At 73.5% G+C, this 14,337-nt stretch carries 14 protein-coding genes; 6 read left to right on the forward strand and 8 right to left on the reverse strand.

Annotated features, from left to right (window positions below; translation table 11 throughout):
• Positions 1–250: 250 nt before the first annotated feature.
• Positions 251–676 (forward strand): hypothetical protein, encoded by a 426-nt coding sequence (locus Voc01_RS09095; RefSeq protein ID WP_203926865.1) that lies wholly within the window; start codon positions 251–253, stop codon positions 674–676.
• A gap of 54 nt (positions 677–730) precedes the next feature.
• Here Voc01_RS09095 and Voc01_RS09100 read toward each other — a convergent pair whose 3' ends face one another.
• Genes Voc01_RS09100 through Voc01_RS09115 form a run of 4 tightly spaced genes read right to left on the reverse strand, consistent with a single transcriptional unit; the run spans position 731 to position 3,641 of the window.
• Entirely contained in the window at positions 731–1,684 is a 954-nt protein-coding gene (locus Voc01_RS09100; protein WP_203926866.1) for an ABC-2 membrane transporter-related protein, read from the reverse strand.
• Positions 1,681–2,574 (reverse strand): ABC transporter ATP-binding protein, encoded by an 894-nt coding sequence (locus tag Voc01_RS09105; protein WP_203926867.1) that lies wholly within the window; start codon positions 2,572–2,574, stop codon positions 1,681–1,683. The genes Voc01_RS09100 and Voc01_RS09105 overlap by 4 nt, the downstream gene beginning before the upstream one ends.
• A complete protein-coding gene (locus tag Voc01_RS09110; RefSeq protein WP_203926868.1) occupies positions 2,571–2,966 on the reverse strand; it encodes a GntR family transcriptional regulator in 396 nt (131 codons plus the stop codon). Before Voc01_RS09110 ends, Voc01_RS09105 begins: the two co-directional genes overlap by 4 nt.
• Before the next feature lie 51 nt (positions 2,967–3,017).
• On the reverse strand, positions 3,018–3,641 hold the full coding sequence (locus tag Voc01_RS09115; RefSeq protein WP_203926869.1) for a hypothetical protein: 624 nt from the start codon (positions 3,639–3,641) through the stop codon (positions 3,018–3,020).
• 76 nt (positions 3,642–3,717) lie between these two features.
• On the opposite strand from Voc01_RS09115, the gene Voc01_RS09120 reads away from it, so the two are divergent.
• Both Voc01_RS09120 and pta read left to right on the forward strand, forming a co-directional pair.
• On the forward strand, positions 3,718–5,946 hold the full coding sequence (locus tag Voc01_RS09120) for a putative bifunctional diguanylate cyclase/phosphodiesterase (RefSeq protein WP_203926870.1): 2,229 nt from the start codon (positions 3,718–3,720) through the stop codon (positions 5,944–5,946).
• Position 5,947: 1 nt separating this feature from the next.
• The gene (pta, locus tag Voc01_RS09125; RefSeq protein ID WP_203926871.1) at positions 5,948–8,029 is read left to right on the forward strand and encodes a phosphate acetyltransferase; all 2,082 of its coding nucleotides are present in this window, start codon (positions 5,948–5,950) and stop codon (positions 8,027–8,029) included.
• On the opposite strand, the gene Voc01_RS09130 is transcribed toward pta, so the two are convergent.
• The 3 genes from Voc01_RS09130 to Voc01_RS09140 all read right to left on the reverse strand — a co-directional run bounded on the left by Voc01_RS09130 (position 7,998) and on the right by Voc01_RS09140 (position 10,960).
• A complete protein-coding gene (locus Voc01_RS09130) occupies positions 7,998–9,188 on the reverse strand; it encodes an RNA polymerase sigma factor (RefSeq protein ID WP_203927082.1) in 1,191 nt (396 codons plus the stop codon). The two genes, pta and Voc01_RS09130, sit on opposite strands and share 32 nt — an antisense overlap.
• Before the next feature lie 56 nt (positions 9,189–9,244).
• The gene (locus Voc01_RS09135; RefSeq protein WP_203926872.1) at positions 9,245–9,583 is read right to left on the reverse strand and encodes a YciI family protein; all 339 of its coding nucleotides are present in this window, start codon (positions 9,581–9,583) and stop codon (positions 9,245–9,247) included.
• Between the two features lie 93 nt (positions 9,584–9,676).
• Positions 9,677–10,960, reverse strand: a complete 1,284-nt coding sequence (locus tag Voc01_RS09140) for an ABC transporter ATP-binding protein (RefSeq protein WP_203926873.1) — start codon at positions 10,958–10,960, stop codon at positions 9,677–9,679.
• A 584-nt stretch (positions 10,961–11,544) separates the two neighbouring features.
• Between Voc01_RS09140 and Voc01_RS09145 the strand changes: the two genes are divergently transcribed.
• The gene (locus Voc01_RS09145; RefSeq protein ID WP_203926874.1) at positions 11,545–11,949 is read left to right on the forward strand and encodes a pilus assembly protein CpaE; all 405 of its coding nucleotides are present in this window, start codon (positions 11,545–11,547) and stop codon (positions 11,947–11,949) included.
• Here Voc01_RS09145 and Voc01_RS09150 read toward each other — a convergent pair whose 3' ends face one another.
• Positions 11,950–12,408, reverse strand: a complete 459-nt coding sequence (locus tag Voc01_RS09150; protein ID WP_203926875.1) for a carboxymuconolactone decarboxylase family protein — start codon at positions 12,406–12,408, stop codon at positions 11,950–11,952.
• 107 nt (positions 12,409–12,515) lie between these two features.
• Between Voc01_RS09150 and Voc01_RS09155 the strand changes: the two genes are divergently transcribed.
• Both Voc01_RS09155 and Voc01_RS09160 read left to right on the forward strand, forming a co-directional pair.
• On the forward strand, positions 12,516–13,391 hold the full coding sequence (locus tag Voc01_RS09155; protein ID WP_203926876.1) for a sigma-70 family RNA polymerase sigma factor: 876 nt from the start codon (positions 12,516–12,518) through the stop codon (positions 13,389–13,391).
• Positions 13,392–13,401: 10 nt separating this feature from the next.
• The gene (locus Voc01_RS09160; RefSeq protein WP_203926877.1) at positions 13,402–14,328 is read left to right on the forward strand and encodes a hydroxymethylglutaryl-CoA lyase; all 927 of its coding nucleotides are present in this window, start codon (positions 13,402–13,404) and stop codon (positions 14,326–14,328) included.
• The last annotated feature ends 9 nt before the right edge of the window (positions 14,329–14,337 follow it).

The raw sequence follows: 14,337 nt of genomic DNA on the forward strand, positions 1-14,337 counted from the left end.
CGGGACACCGGGCGCCGCGGGACACCGGGCGCCGCGGGACACCGGGCGCCGCGGGACACCGGGCGCCGCGGGACACCGGGCGCCGCGGGCACCCGCCCGGGCCGCGGAGGGCCGCTCGCCGGAATGCCGCCTGGTGCTCACCGGGCACGGAGGAACATCATCAGCGGCCGATGATGTTCGTATGTGCCCGGTGAGTGGTGACCGGGGTACCACGATGGTCATCGGGTCCGCACCGGGTCATACTCGGCCGATGAACGAAGCCGATGATCTCACCGCCGAGGTGCAGCGGGTGGCGGCGGGCATCGCCGCGACGAAGCCCGACCGGCTCGACTGGTCGGAGGCGAGCCTCGCCGTGGTCGAGGAGATGCTCGCCGAGGCGGCCGACTTCGTCGACGGGATGACCGGGGACCAGGTCGCCAACATCGCCCAGCAGATGGGCTGCTACATCCTGGAGGTCGGTCGCCGCGCCCACGGCGGCCGTTACGTGTGGCACGAGGGACGCTCGGCCCCGGTCCTCCTCGTCGGCGAGCCCGACTTCCGGGTGGCGCTGCTCACCTGGGACAAGACCCGGGGCCGCCTGTCCGGCGACGAGGCCGACAACATCCCGTTCTTCTACGCCGGCTTCGCCGGCCGCGTCCGTTCGGCCACCCCCGGCGTCGACGCCCTCTACGTGTAGGCCGCCTTCAGGGCGCCGGGCCCTGTCCCGCCTGTCATCGGCAGGACGGGGGCGCTAGACGATACGGCGCCGTACCCGCCACACCACCACGCCGATCAGGACCCCCGCGAGGGCGACGAACAGCGCCGCCTCGATGAGTTGGAACGTCCAGAACCGGTCGGCCGGGTGGTAGACCTCGAACCGCTGGATGCCGCGGGCGTGCAGGAACTGGTTGACGTTGGTGCCGGCCCGGTTGGCGGCGTCCTCCAGCTCGTAGTACTCGGTCGCGCTCAGCCGGCGCCCGGTGGCGTCCGCGTAGCCCTGGTCGACCGTCCAGTCCGCGACGCTGTGCCCCGCCCGGTCGTCCGGGCCGCCGGCGGGAACGGGTTCCATGGCGGTGAGCGGGGTGGCGTACGCGGGACGGGCCAGCAGCGCCACCGACATCCGGGCGGCCAGGAACGCCCCGAACGCGACCCCGAACGCGGGCAGGCTGCGCCGCAGGATCGCCCCCGCGGCGGTGGCGACGCCGAACGCGAACAGCGCGTACGCCACCGGGACGAGTCCCTCCACGTCGAAGGCGTCGTACTGGAACCGCCCCTCCCACGCGTCGAACGGCTGGCGGAACCAGGTGAGCACCGCGGTGAACAGCCCGGTGAGCACCACGGTGACGCCGGCCAGCGCCGCGAGCTTCGCCGCCAGCCAGCGCATCCGCGGCACGGCCTGCGTCCAGGCGAGCTGCCAGGTGCCCTCCTCCAGCTCGCGCGCGAGCAGCGGCGCGCCGAGGAACGCGCCGATGACGACGGGGACCAGGTAGAACACCGCCAGCAGGTTCTCGAGGTACCCGTACTCCTCGTCGAGCCGGCGGAAGGAGGCGGCACAGGCCTCGGTTCCCGCGCACCGGGCCGGACCGCCGGGGAACAGGTCGTGGGCCTGCGTCCCGAGCACGAGCAGGACGATGCCGAACAGGGCGAGGAGCAGACCCAGGACGCAGACCTCGGTCCGGTGCTGGCGCCAGATCAACCACGTCACGCCGCCACCTCCGGGGTGACGGCGGCCCCCGGGCCGGACGACCGCCGCAGGTACGCCAGCACCAGGTCCTCCAGCGCGACCGGCTGGGCCTGCCATCCCGGTGCGGCCGGGAGCGCGCCGTCGCGGACCAGCAGGGTCGTGTGCCGGTCGCTGTGGACGGCCTCCACGACGGTGCCGGCCCGGTCGAGGTCGGTGGCCGTGCGCGGACCGACGAGCAGCCGGTGCTCGGCGAGGAGGGTGTCGATGTCGCCGGTGAGCGTGACCCGGCCGTCGTTGAGCACGACCAGGTGGTCGCAGACGCGCTCCAGCTCGTGCACGACGTGGGAGGAGAACAGGACGGTCACCCCGCCCTCGGCCACCGCGCCCATGAGCACCTGCAGGAACTCGCGCCGGGCCAGCGGGTCGAGGCTGGCCACCGGCTCGTCGAGCACCAGCAGGTCCGGCCGCTTCGCCAGGGCCAGGGCCAGGGCGACCTGGGCCTGCTGCCCGCCGGAGAGCGTGCCGGCCCTGCGGTCGAGCGGGATGCCCAGCGTCGCCAGCCGGCGCTCGGCCAGCTCCCGGTCGAACCGCGGGTTGCAGGCCCGGCCGAAGCGGAGCATCTCGGCGACGGTGAAGCGCTTGTACAGCGGGTGGTCCTGCGCCAGGAACCCGACCCGGGACAGGGTGTGCGGGGTGCCGGCGGCGTGGCCGAGAACCTCCACCGTGCCGGTGCTCGGCGCCAGCAACCCGACGACGAGGCGCAGCAGCGTGGTCTTGCCGGCGCCGTTCGGCCCGACCAGGGCGATCACGCCGCCCGCCGGCAGGGACAGGGTGCAGTCGCGCAGCGCCCAGCCCTTCCGGTACCGCTTGCCCGCACCGTCGGTACGCAGCGCGAACCCGGTCGCCGTCACGCCACGTCCTCGTTCCTCGTCTGCTGGTGGACGGACGTGAAGAGCGCGTCGACCGCCTGCTCGTCGAGGCCGGCCGCGTAGGCGCGGCGCAGCCAGGTCGCCAGGCCGCGGCGCAGCGACGTGTACGTCGACGCCGACATCGCGGCCGACTGCTGGTCGTCGACGAACGTGCCCTGGCCGGGCCGGCCGGTCACCAGGTTCTCCTGCTCCAGTTGCCGGTACGCCTTGGCGACGGTGTTCGGGTTGATCGCCAGGCCCTCGACCACCTCGCGGATGAGCGGAAGGCGGTCACCGGGCTGGAGAAAGCCCAGCAGCACCGCCTGCCGGACCTGCTGGACCAGCTGCAGGTACGGCGGCACGCCGGAATGGGTGTCGAGCCGGAATACGAACACGGGGGCTCCTTACTGCTTTCCTAGTACCCTAGTAAAGCAGTAAGCCGCTGGTCAAGACGGCCGCAGTGGCGCGGTGAAGCGCGTCCCGCCGGTCGCGAACGTCACCTCGGCCGCGTGGTCGGCCGGGCCGGGCTCGAACGTCCACTGCTCGAAGTGCAGTCCGTGCGTTCCCGACCCGGTCAGGCCGCGGGGGCGGTAGCGGGTGCCGGCGTCGTCCCAGGCGTCGACGGTGCGGCCGCCGGAGCCCGCGAGCAGCTCCCGGCGGTGCTCCGACGCCGACAGCACCCGGGCCGTGCGCAGCACCAGGATCGTCGACCACACCTCGAGGCTCAGCAGCGTGAAGGGGTCCGCCCGGCCGGTCAGCGGCACCACCCGACGCAGCAGCGGCACCGGCGGCTCCCCGATGCGCTCCGTCCACTCCGGACGCGCGGACCCCGCGGTACCCACCCGGTGCTCGACGACCGTCAGCCAGCCCGCGGCGGTCAGCGTCGCGTCGAGGTCGGCCAGCATGCGGTCCATCTCCTCGGCACGCAGCGCGCCGGCCGCGACCAGGCCCTGCGCGACGCCGCGGACCTCCGTGCGGTCGAAGCTCAACCGCCGCCCCGCCGCCGGCTGGCCCCTGCCCGCGCCGAGCCGGTCGGCGATCAGCTTCTCCAGGTACGCCCTACCGTCCATGTCAGCAACCCTTCCGCTCCCGACATGATGCCCGGAGCCCCGTCAGGTCGGTCCACCCGCGACCGATGTCCCCCAGGTGCGGCTGACACCGATTGAAGACGAGCACGAGGCCGAGTACTGGGTGCGCCAGATCCGCTTCGGCACCGGCGTCGCGGTCGGGGTCACGCTGCTCGCGATGGTCCGCGTGGTGCTGGACTGGCCCGCCGAGCTGCGGTGGTGGCTCTTTCCGCTGGCGGTGGCCGCGGCGGCGCAGGGCGCCACGCTCGGGCTGCGGTGGGGGCGGATCGTGCGCCGGCCGCACATGCGCGAGTTCCTGTTCACCTGGTGGCTGGCCGAGCTGCCGCTGATCTACATGTTCGCCGCCAAGGACCAGCTGGGCGTCGCCGTGTACGTCGCCGCGGTCACGCTGCTCCTCATGCTCGCGGCGGCGCTGTACCCGCCGCTGCCCGTGGTCGGGCTCGGCGCGGTGTCGCTGGTCGGTCTCGCCGTGCTGATCCTCGACCGGCCGCAGGGCAACACCGCCGCCGTGGTGGTGCTGGGCGCGGCGCTCGCCACGACCGTCGTGGTCGCCGCCATCACCGCCCAGAACCGGTACCGGCAGGACGCCCACCGCCGGTCGACCGAGCGCCGCACCGAGCTGCTGCTGGAGAACGCTTCCGACGCCGTGCTCGCGATCGGTCCGGACGGCGCGGTGACCTACGCCAGCCCGGCCGTGCGCACCGTGCTCGGGCACGCGGCCGACGGGCTGCGCGGCGCCCGCTTCGGCGCGCTCGTGCACCCCGACGACGTGCCGCGGTTCGGCGACTGGATCACGGCGCTGGCCGCCGGCCGTCCCGGTGGCACCGACCGCGTCGAGGTGCGGATCCAGCGCGCCGACGGGACGGTCATCTACGTCGACATCCTGGGCCGCAACCGCACCGACGACCCCGACCTGTCGGCGTGCGTGCTCGGCATCCGCGACATCAGCTCCCGCCGGGCGCTGGAGATCGAGCTGACCAGGCAGGCGTTCTGCGACTCGCTCACCGGGCTCGCCAACCGGGCGCTGTTCCGCGACCGGCTCGCGCACACCGTCGCCCGGCTGGGCCGGGGTGGCACCCAGGTCGCCGTGATCCTCGTCGACCTCGACGACTTCAAGATGGTCAACGACAGCCTGGGGCACAGCGCCGGCGACCGGCTCCTCACGATCATCGCCGAGCGGCTGAAGGCGCACGTGCGTCCCGGCGACACGCTGGCCCGCCTCGGCGGCGACGAGTTCGCGCTCATCGTCGAGAACCTCGACGAGTTCGGCGCGGCGCAGCTGGCCGAGCGCGTGCTCGCGGTCACCCGGGAGCCGATCCGCCTCGACACGCGCGACGTGGTCTGCACGATGAGTGTCGGCGTCGCCGTCGCGAAGGCCGGCGACGACTGCGACACAGAGGAGCTGCTGCGCAACGCCGACCTGGCGATGTACGCGGCCAAGCGCGGCGGACGCGACCGGTTCGCGGTCTTCGACCCGGCCATGTACACCGACCTGACCCGGGAGGCCCAGCAGCGGGCAGACCTGGAGCGCGCGCTGGAGGACGACCAGTTCGTGCTCTACTTCCAGCCGATCGTCGACCTGACCACCCGGCGCCTGGTCGGTGTGGAGGCGCTGGTGCGCTGGCGCCACCCGGTCGAGGGGCTCGTCGGTCCCGACACGTTCATCCCGATCGCGGAGGCGACCGGGCTGATCGTCCCGCTGGGACGGTGGATCATCCGCCAGGCCGTGCGGCAGCTCGCGCAGTGGCACCGCGACAACCCCGACACCGGCCACCTGCGGATGAGCATCAACGTGTCCGGCCGCCAGTTCCAGGGCTCCGGCCTGGTCGAGGAGGTCACCTCGGTGCTCGCCGAGACCGGCGTCGACCCGAAGGCGATCGTCCTGGAGATCACCGAGTCGATGCTGATGCAGGACGTCGACGCGACGGCCCTGATGCTGCAGGCGCTGCGCGACCTCGGCGTGCGGGTGGCCGTCGACGACTTCGGCACCGGCTACTCGTCGCTGTCCTACCTCAAGCGGTTCCCCGTCGACATCCTCAAGGTCGACCGGTCGTTCGTCGGCGGTCACAACGCCGGTGACACGACGCTGGCCGACGCGGTGCTCGGCCTCGGCCGCGCGCTGCAGCTGCAGACGGTGGCCGAGGGCATCGAGACCGACACCCAGTGGTCGACGATGCGCGACCTCGGCTACGACTACGGCCAGGGCTACCTGTTCGCCCGGCCGGCCGCGGCGGTGCAGATCGACCAGCTGATGGCCGATCCGACGAAGGCGCTGCCGGCGCCCTAGAGTGAAACCCGTGTCGCGCAGCATCTACGTAGCCGAGCACGGGGCGGGCGCCGGTAAGTCGGCGGTGGCGCTCGGGATCGCCGAGCTCCTGTCCCGCCGCGTGCCCGAGCTGGGCGTGTTCCGTCCCCTCGTGCTCGACGCCACGCGCGACGACACGATCGACCTGGTCCGCGAGCGGTACGGCGTCGACGTTCCGCGGGAGGAGCTGTACGGCGTCACCTACGCCGAGGCCGCCGCGATGGTCGCCGACGGGCGCCGGGAGGACCTGTTCGCGCACATCGTCGACAGGTACCGCGCGGTCGACCGGCGGTGCGGCGCGGTGGTGGTCGTCGGCAGCGACTTCGACGACGGTCACCACCACCAGACCGGCGGGATGTCGCGGGAGCTGGCGTTCAACGCGCGGCTCGCGACGGAGTTCGGCAGCGTGGTGGTGGCCGTGGTCAACGGCGCGGCGTCGGAGCCGGCCGCCCTTCCGGGGCAGGCCCGTACCGCGTACCACAGCCTCTCCGACCTCAACGCGACGGTCGCGGCCGTCGTCATCAATCGGGCTCCGGCCGGGCTCCGGCCGCCCGACCTGCCGGTGCCGTCGTTCGTGATCCCGGCGGTGCCGACGTTGGGGGCGCCCACCGTCGCGGAGGTCGCGGCCGCGTTGGGCGCGGAAGTGGTGACGGGCGACAGCGCGGCTCTCGGCCGTGATGTGCTCGGGTACGTGGTCGGCGCGGCCCACCTGCCGCACGTGCTGGAACACATGGCGCCGGGCGAGCTGCTCATCACGCCGGGCGACCGGTCCGACCTGCTGGTGGCCACGGCGGCGGCGCAGGTCGCCGGCGTCACCTCGGCCGCGGGCATCGTGCTCACGCTCGGCCTCGACCCCGACCCGGTCGCGCTGTCGGTGTTCACCGGGCTCGACCCGGGGCTCGCGGTGCTCCGGGTGAAGACCGGCAGCTTCGAGACGATCGCCGCCGCGACGCGCATCGAGCACCGGCTGTCGGCGGCGAACCCGCGCAAGGTCGACGCGGCCATCGGGGTGTTCGAGTCGCATGTGGACGGTGGTGAGCTCACCCGGGTGCTCGACGTGAGCCGGTCGACGCGCGTCACCCCGATGATGTTCGAGTACGACCTGCTCGACCGGGCCCGCGCCGACCGGAGGCGGGTCGTGCTGCCCGAGGGCACCGAGGAGCGCATCCTGCGCGCCGTCGACTCGCTGCTGCGCCGCGGCGCCGCCGACCTGACCCTGCTGGGCAACCCCGACACCGTGCGGCGGAAGGCCCGCGAGCTCGGCCTCGACCTCGACGCCGCCGATGTGGTCGACCCGGTCACCAGCGAGCTGCGCGCGGAGTTCGCCGAGCAGTACGTGGACCTGCGCCGCCACAAGGGGATGACGCACGAGCTCGCCCGCGACGTGATGCGCGACGTGAACTACTTCGGCACCATGATGGTCCACAATGGACACGCCGACGGGATGGTGTCGGGCTCGGTCCACACCACCGCGGCCACGATCCGGCCGGCGTTCGAGATCGTGAAGACCCGTCCGGGTGTGTCGGTCGCGTCGAGCGTGTTCCTGATGCTGCTGCCCGACCGGGTCCTCGTGTACGGCGACTGCGCCGTGAACCCCGACCCCGACGCCACCCAGCTCGCCGACATCGCCCTGTCCTCCGCCGAGACGGCCGCCGCGTTCGGCATCGAGCCGCTCGTGGCGATGCTGTCGTACTCCACGGGCGCCTCCGGCGCCGGCGCCGACGTCACGAAGGTCGCCGAGGCCACCGAGCGGGTCCGGAGCCTGCGTCCGGACCTGCCGGTGGAGGGCCCGATCCAGTACGACGCCGCGATCGACCCCGCGGTGGCGGCGACGAAGCTGCCCGACAGCGCGGTCGCGGGCCGGGCGACCGTGTTCGTGTTCCCCGACCTCAACACCGGCAACAACACCTACAAGGCGGTGCAGCGCTCCGCCGGGGCGGTCGCCGTCGGGCCGGTGCTGCAGGGCCTGCGGCGCCCGGTCAACGACCTGTCGCGGGGCGCCACGGTCAAGGACATCGTGAACACGGTGGCGATCACGGCCGTGCAGGCGGCGTTACCTCAATGAGCCGGCGGTTCAGGTACTCCCGCTCGGCGTCGTTGTCGACGAGGTCGAGCGCCTCCCGGTAGGCGGCGGCGGCCCCGTCGGGGCGGCCGTCGCGGCGCAGCAGGTCGGCCTCCACGGCCGGCAGGTAGTGGTAGTCGGCCAGCCGCCCGTCGCGTCGCAGGTCACGTATTTCCGCGAGGGCCGCGCGCGGCCCGTCCACAAAGGACAGCGCGACCGTCCGGTTGAGCGCGACCACCGGTGACGGCCAGGTCCTGAGGAGCTCGTCGTAGAGGCCGAGGATCTGCCGCCAGTCGGTGTCGGCGTAGCTCGGCGCGAGCGCGTGCAGCGACGCGATCGCCGCCTGCAGCGCGTACCGGCCGACCCGCCCCGTGCGGAACGCGCCGAGGACCACGTCCCGCCCCTCGGCGACGAGGTCCGCGTCCCAGCGCGAGCGGTCCTGCTCCTCGATGGTGAGCAGGCGGCCGTCGGCGTCGGTGCGGGTGGCCCGGCGGGCGTCGGTGAGCAGCAGCAACGCCAGCAGTCCACGCACCTCGGGCTCGTCGGGCATCAGCGCGCGCAGCGTCCGCGCCAGGTGGACTGCGCGGTCGACAAGATCGTTGCGGACCAGGTCGGCGCCCGACGGCGCGGTGTGCCCCGTCGTGTAGAGCAGGTGGACGACGCTCAGCACGGCGTCGAGCCGCTCGGGAAGCTCGGCCGCCTCCGGCACCCGGTACGGGATCCGAGCGGCGGTGATCTTCTTCTTCGCCCGGGTCACGCGGGCGGCCATCGTCGTCTCCGACACCAGGAACGCGTGGGCGATGTCGCCGGTCCCCACGCCGCAGACCAGCCGCAGTGTGAGCGCGACCTGCGCCTCCCGCGCGAGCGCCGGGTGGCAGCAGGTGAAGATGAGCCGGAGCCGGTCGTCGGGCACCGACTCCTCCTCCGGCTCGTCGGGTGCGGCCTCCACCGGCTCGACGAGCATCGGCATCTTGGCCCGGAACACCTTGTCGCGGCGCAGGATGTCCAGCGCCTTGCGCTTGGCGGTGGCGGTGAGCCAGGCGCCCGGCTTGCGGGGTACGCCGTCGCGGGTCCAGGCGTCGAGGGCGGAGAGGTAGGCATCCTGGACGCACTCCTCCGCCACGTCGAGGTCGCCGGCGACCCGCGCCGTCGCGGCGAGCACGAACGCCCACTCGCGACGGTGCGCGTCGGTCACCGCTTCTTCCGCCTCGCGACGACTCACGCCGGCGGGACGAACAACGGCCGGACCTCCACGCCGCCGTCGATCGTGGCCGGGTTGAGCTTCGCGATCGCGACCGCCGTGGCGTCGTCGGGCGCCTCCAGGATGTAGAAGCCGGCCGCGACCTCCTTCGCCTCGATGAACGGCCCGTCGGTGACCACGTCGCCGCGGACCGCGGTGGCTGTGGCGCTCGACTGCAGGGCGAACCCGGTGACGATCCGCCCACCGAGCTCCTCGACCTGCGCCGGGTAGCGGTTGAGCAGCTCCAGGTAGTCGGGCGTGATCGACGTCGGGTCGGCGGGAGCCGGCGAGAAGATGAGAACTCCGTACTGCGGCATCGGTCGCTCCTCGGGTTTCGTGATGTCCTGCCTTCCCGACGAACGGGTCCGGCCGGATTCGACACCCGGACACGGTAGACGCCTCAGCGCTCCTCAGCGGCGGGCGAGGTCGATGCGCATGCCGGCGTCGTCGAAGAAGTGGAGCCTCGTGACGTCGACCGCCACGGCCACCGGGTGGCCGACGCCGATCGACGGGTACGGCGCCAGCCGGATGGTGAGCTCCGCCCGGGCCCGCTCGTGCCGGCCTGCCCCCGCCCGCTCGACAGCCTTCTCCTCGCTCGCGGCGGCCGGGCGGCCGCCGCGACCGGAGAGCCGGGCGAGCATCCCCCGGACCCCCCGGCTCCTGCCCCGGTTCGTGCCGGGGTCGCCGTAGCCGGTCTCGTCGATGGTGACGGCCGTCGCGCCGACGTCGAGGAACGCCAGGGACTCGTGTCCGTGGTGCTCCAGGTACAGCACCCGGCCGTGCAGCACGTTGTCGGTCGTGTCGGGCGGCACCGGCGTCAGCGCCTCGGGACGGAAACCGACGGCGATCCGCTCGCCGTGGTACCGGGCCAGCATCCGGGCCTGCATGTGCAGCCACGGCAGCCGCAGCTCCTGCGCACCCATCCGCAACGCGACATGCTGGTCGAGCGACACGACGACGGTCGCCTCGATGAGGTTCATCCGCGGCTGGCCCAGGAACCCGGCCACGTACAGGGTCGCCGGGCGGGTGTAGACGTCCGTCGGCTTCCCGAGGTCCTGCAGCACCCCGCGGCGCAGGATCGCCACCCGGTCGGCCATCGTCAGCGCCTCGGTCTGGTCGTGGGTCACGTAGACGCACGTGGCGCCGAGGTCCTTGACCAGGTCGACGATCTCGGTGCGCAGCTCGGTGCGCAGCTGGGTGTCGAGGTCGCTCAGCGGCTCGTCCATGAGGAACAGGCGAGGGTTGCGGACCAGCGCGCGTCCCATCGCCACCCGCTGGCGCTGGCCGCCGGACAGCTGGCTGGGCCGCCGGCCGAGCAGCTCGCCGATGCCGAGTGCCGAGGCCACCTCCAGCACCTTCTCGTGCCGGGCCGCGTCGTCGAAGCCGGCCCAGCGCAGCGGGAACCCGATGTTCTCCGCGACGCTCATGTGCCGGTAGAGCGCCAGCTCCTGGAAGACCATGGCGACGTCGCGCCCGGAGTAGGCGACGGTGCGCGCCGGCCGGCCGTCGAGGGTCACCTGGCCGGCCGTCGGCAGCTCCAGGCCCGCGACCATGCGCAGCAGCGTGGTCTTGCCGCAGCCGGACGGGCCGAGCAGCACCACGAGCTCACCGGGACGCACGTGAAGGCTCACCGTGTCGACTGCGACCGTGCCCCCCGGAAACACCTTGGACACGTCCCGCAGCAGGACCTCCACCCGCCACCTCCCCGCTTCGGCAGGGAGACTGTCACCACTGTGACCGGCCGACGACCATCGGGTGAACGGTCCTATCTCCCCATCAACGCAAAGTCATCACCGCATCTGCATCATTCCGTGTCCAAACCGGTGCGCAGCGCAAGCAACACCCCGAAGGTGGTGCCCACCGCCCCCGGCTGAGCAGGCCATCGCCCCACCGCCCCGCCGCCCTCGCCCCCGCCGCCCCCGCCGCCGCCTCTCCCCCGCCGATCTTGCACTTGTGGCCGCCGAAAAATCCGGATATGCCGCCTAAAGTGGCGGCCACGAGTGCAAGATCGGCGCGCAGCGAGCGCAGCGAGCGCAGCGAGCGCAGCGAGCGCCGGGGCGCTGCGGGATGGGGTCGCAGCACTGGGCGGAGGTGTCGCGGGGGCGGGCGCTGCGGGGCGAGGGCGCCAGGGGGTGGGCGGGGCACCGCATGGGCCGGGCACAGCGGACCGGGCACAGCGGACCGGGCACAGCGGACCGGGCACAGCGGACCGGGCACAGCGGACCGGGCACAGCGGGCGGGGCGTGGGGGGGCGTCCGGGGGTGGGCATGATGGAACGGTGATCCGTCTCGACCTGGCCATCAGGCTCCGTGACGCCGGCGTCGCGTGGGAGCCCGCCGCCGGTGACCATTTCGCCATCCCCGACCGCGACCTCGACGACCAGACCTTCGTGCTCAGCGACATGATCGTCGGCATCCACGAGCTGCCGCGCGGCACGGTGATCGGCTTCAACGGGACCACCGAGTGGGCCCTCGACGACATCGAGCGCGACGAGGCGATCTGGCTGCCCCGCGAGGACCAGCTCCGCGCGATGCTCGGCGACGCGTTCGACCGCCTCGAACGCGACGGCGACGCCTACCGCGTGGTGGTGAACGGCCAGGCGGACGTGCTGGCCGCGACCCCGGAGGACGCCTACGGGGCCGCGGTGCTCCAGCAGCTGCGCACCGGCCAGCCCCAGGTCTGATCAGGCCCAGGTCTGGGGGGCCTGCTGCCGGGTCGTCACATTGATCCGGTTGAAGAAGTTGGTCGTGGCGATCCACAGGACGATCGCCGCCAGCTGCTCCTCGGTGAAGTGCTTCGCCGCGTCGGCCCACACGGCGTCCGGCACGGCGTCGGGCGTGTCGGCCATCCGGGTGGCGGCCTCGGCCAGGGCCAGCGCGGCCCGCTCGGGCTCGGTGAAGTACGGCGTCTCGCGCCACACCGCCACGGTGAACATGCGGTCGTCGGTCTCGCCGGTCTTGCGCATGGCCCGGGCACCGGCGTCGACGCACGGCGCGCAGCCGTTGATCTGGCTGGCCCGCAGGTGCACGAGCTCGAGGACCGTGTCCGGCACGCCGGCCGAGTGCCCCGCCCTGTAGAGGAGGTTGACCGCCTTGACGGCGTCGGGCAGCAGTCCGGCGGGGTTGGTGATCCGGGGGTCCATGGCGTTCTCCTTCTGTCACATCCGTGCCTCGGTGCACGTCACCGCTATGACTCGGGGCGCGACACCGCTGTGACAAAAGTGGCGTCCATCACATAAGGGGACGAACAGTGACTGACGAGGACCTGCTGGCCCGGCGCTTCGAGGCCGACCGGCCGCGCCTGCGCGCGGTGGCGCACCGGATGCTCGGCTCGGCCGCCGAGGCCGACGACGCCGTGCAGGAGGCCTGGCTGCGCCTGCGGCGGGTCGACGCGGACACCGTCGACAACCTCAGCGGCTGGCTCACCACCGTGGTCGGGCGGGTGTGCCTGGACATGCTGCGCTCCCGCACGGTCCGGAAGGAGGACCCGCTCGACGGGACCCGGGCGAACACGGCGGAAGCGACGCCCGACCCCGCGCACGCCGCCGAGCTGGCCGACTCCGTGGGAGTGGCGCTGCTCGTGGTGCTCGAAACGCTCACCCCCGTGGAGCGGCTCGCGTTCGTCCTGCACGACCTGTTCGCCGTGCCGTTCGAGGAGATCGCGCCGATCGTGGGGCGCAGCCCGGCGGCGGCCCGCCAGCTCGCCAGTCGCGCGCGCAGGCGGGTCCAGTCGGATCCGTCCGACGGCGCGCGGCCGCCGGCGGCGCCCGGCGCCGCGCGGACCCGGCGGGTGGTCGAGGCGTTCCTGGCCGCCTCGCGCGGCGGCGACTTCGGGACCCTGCTGACCATGCTCGACCCCGACGTGGTGCTCCGGGTGGACGCGGCGGGGCAGCGGCTCGGCGCACCGGCGGAGGTGCGCGGGCGGGACGCGGTGGCCCGGTTCTTCGACGGGCGGGCGCGGGCCGCGCGGCCGGCGCTGGTCGACGGCGCGCCCGGCGCGGTGGTGCTGGCCGGCGACACCCCGCGCATCGTGATCACGTTCATCGTGGTCGACGGGACGGTCATCGGCGTGGAGGCGGTCGCCGACGCCGACGCGATCCGGGGGCTCGACCTCGACGTGACGTAGGCTCGGGCGGGTGGATCCCGCACGCGTCGTGGAACTGCCGGGCCTGCCCCGGCGGGTCACCGTCTACGAGGTGGGCCCGCGCGACGGGCTGCAGAACGAGTCGGCCGTGGTGCCGGTCGAGATCAAGGCCGGGTTCGTGCGGCGCCTGGTCGCGGCCGGCCTGTCCACCGTCGAGCTGACCAGCTTCGTCCCGCCGTCGTGGATCCCGCAGCTCGCCGACGCGTCCGGGCTCATGGACCTGCTGCGCGACGACCTGGCGAAGGCGGGCGGCCGCTACCCGGTCCTCGTGCCGAACGCGCGCGGCCTCGACCGCGCGCTGGAGGCCGGCGCCACCGAGATCGCCGTGTTCGCGAGCGCCACCGAGACGTTCGCCCGCCGCAACCTCAACCGCACCGTGGCCGCGTCGCTGGAGATGTTCCGGCCCGTGGTCGCCGGCGCGGGCGTTCCCGTGCGCGGGTACGTCTCGATGTGCTTCGGCGACCCGTGGGAGGGCGCCGTGCCGGTCGGGCAGGTGGTCGGGGTGGCGGTGGCGTTGGCCGAGATGGGCTGCGCGGAGATCTCCCTCGGCGACACCATCGGGGTGGCGACGCCCGGCCAGGTCGTCGAGCTGCTGGCCGCGCTCGACGCGCGCGGGCTGCCGGCCTCCCGCCTCGCCGTCCACTTCCACGACACCTACGGGCAGGCGCTCGCGAACACGCTGGTGGCCCTGCAGCACGGGGTCACCACCGTCGACGCGTCGGCCGGCGGGCTGGGCGGCTGCCCGTACGCCGGGTCGGCCACCGGCAACCTCGCGACCGAGGACCTGGTGTGGCAGCTGCACGGCCTCGGCATCGAGACCGGCGTCGACCTCCGCCTCCTCGTGGAGACCAGCGTGTGGATGGCCGGTCACCTGGGCCGCCCCAGCCCGTCGCGGACCGTGCAGGCCATGAACTCATAGTTGCCACGG

The organism is Virgisporangium ochraceum (assembly GCF_016863655.1).
Taxonomy (GTDB): Bacteria; Actinomycetota; Actinomycetes; order Mycobacteriales; family Micromonosporaceae; genus Virgisporangium; species Virgisporangium ochraceum.

Bases quoted from the DNA above. Each gene is read 5' to 3' on its own strand.
- Voc01_RS09095 (WP_203926865.1), top strand. From the start codon at position 251: ATGAACGAAGCCGATGATCTCACCGCCGAGGTGCAGCGGGTGGCGGCG.
- Voc01_RS09115 (WP_203926869.1), bottom strand. From the start codon at position 3,641: ATGGACGGTAGGGCGTACCTGGAGAAGCTGATCGCCGACCGGCTCGGC.
- Voc01_RS09135 (WP_203926872.1), bottom strand. From the start codon at position 9,583: ATGCCGCAGTACGGAGTTCTCATCTTCTCGCCGGCTCCCGCCGACCCG.
- Voc01_RS09150 (WP_203926875.1), bottom strand. From the start codon at position 12,408: ATGGACCCCCGGATCACCAACCCCGCCGGACTGCTGCCCGACGCCGTC.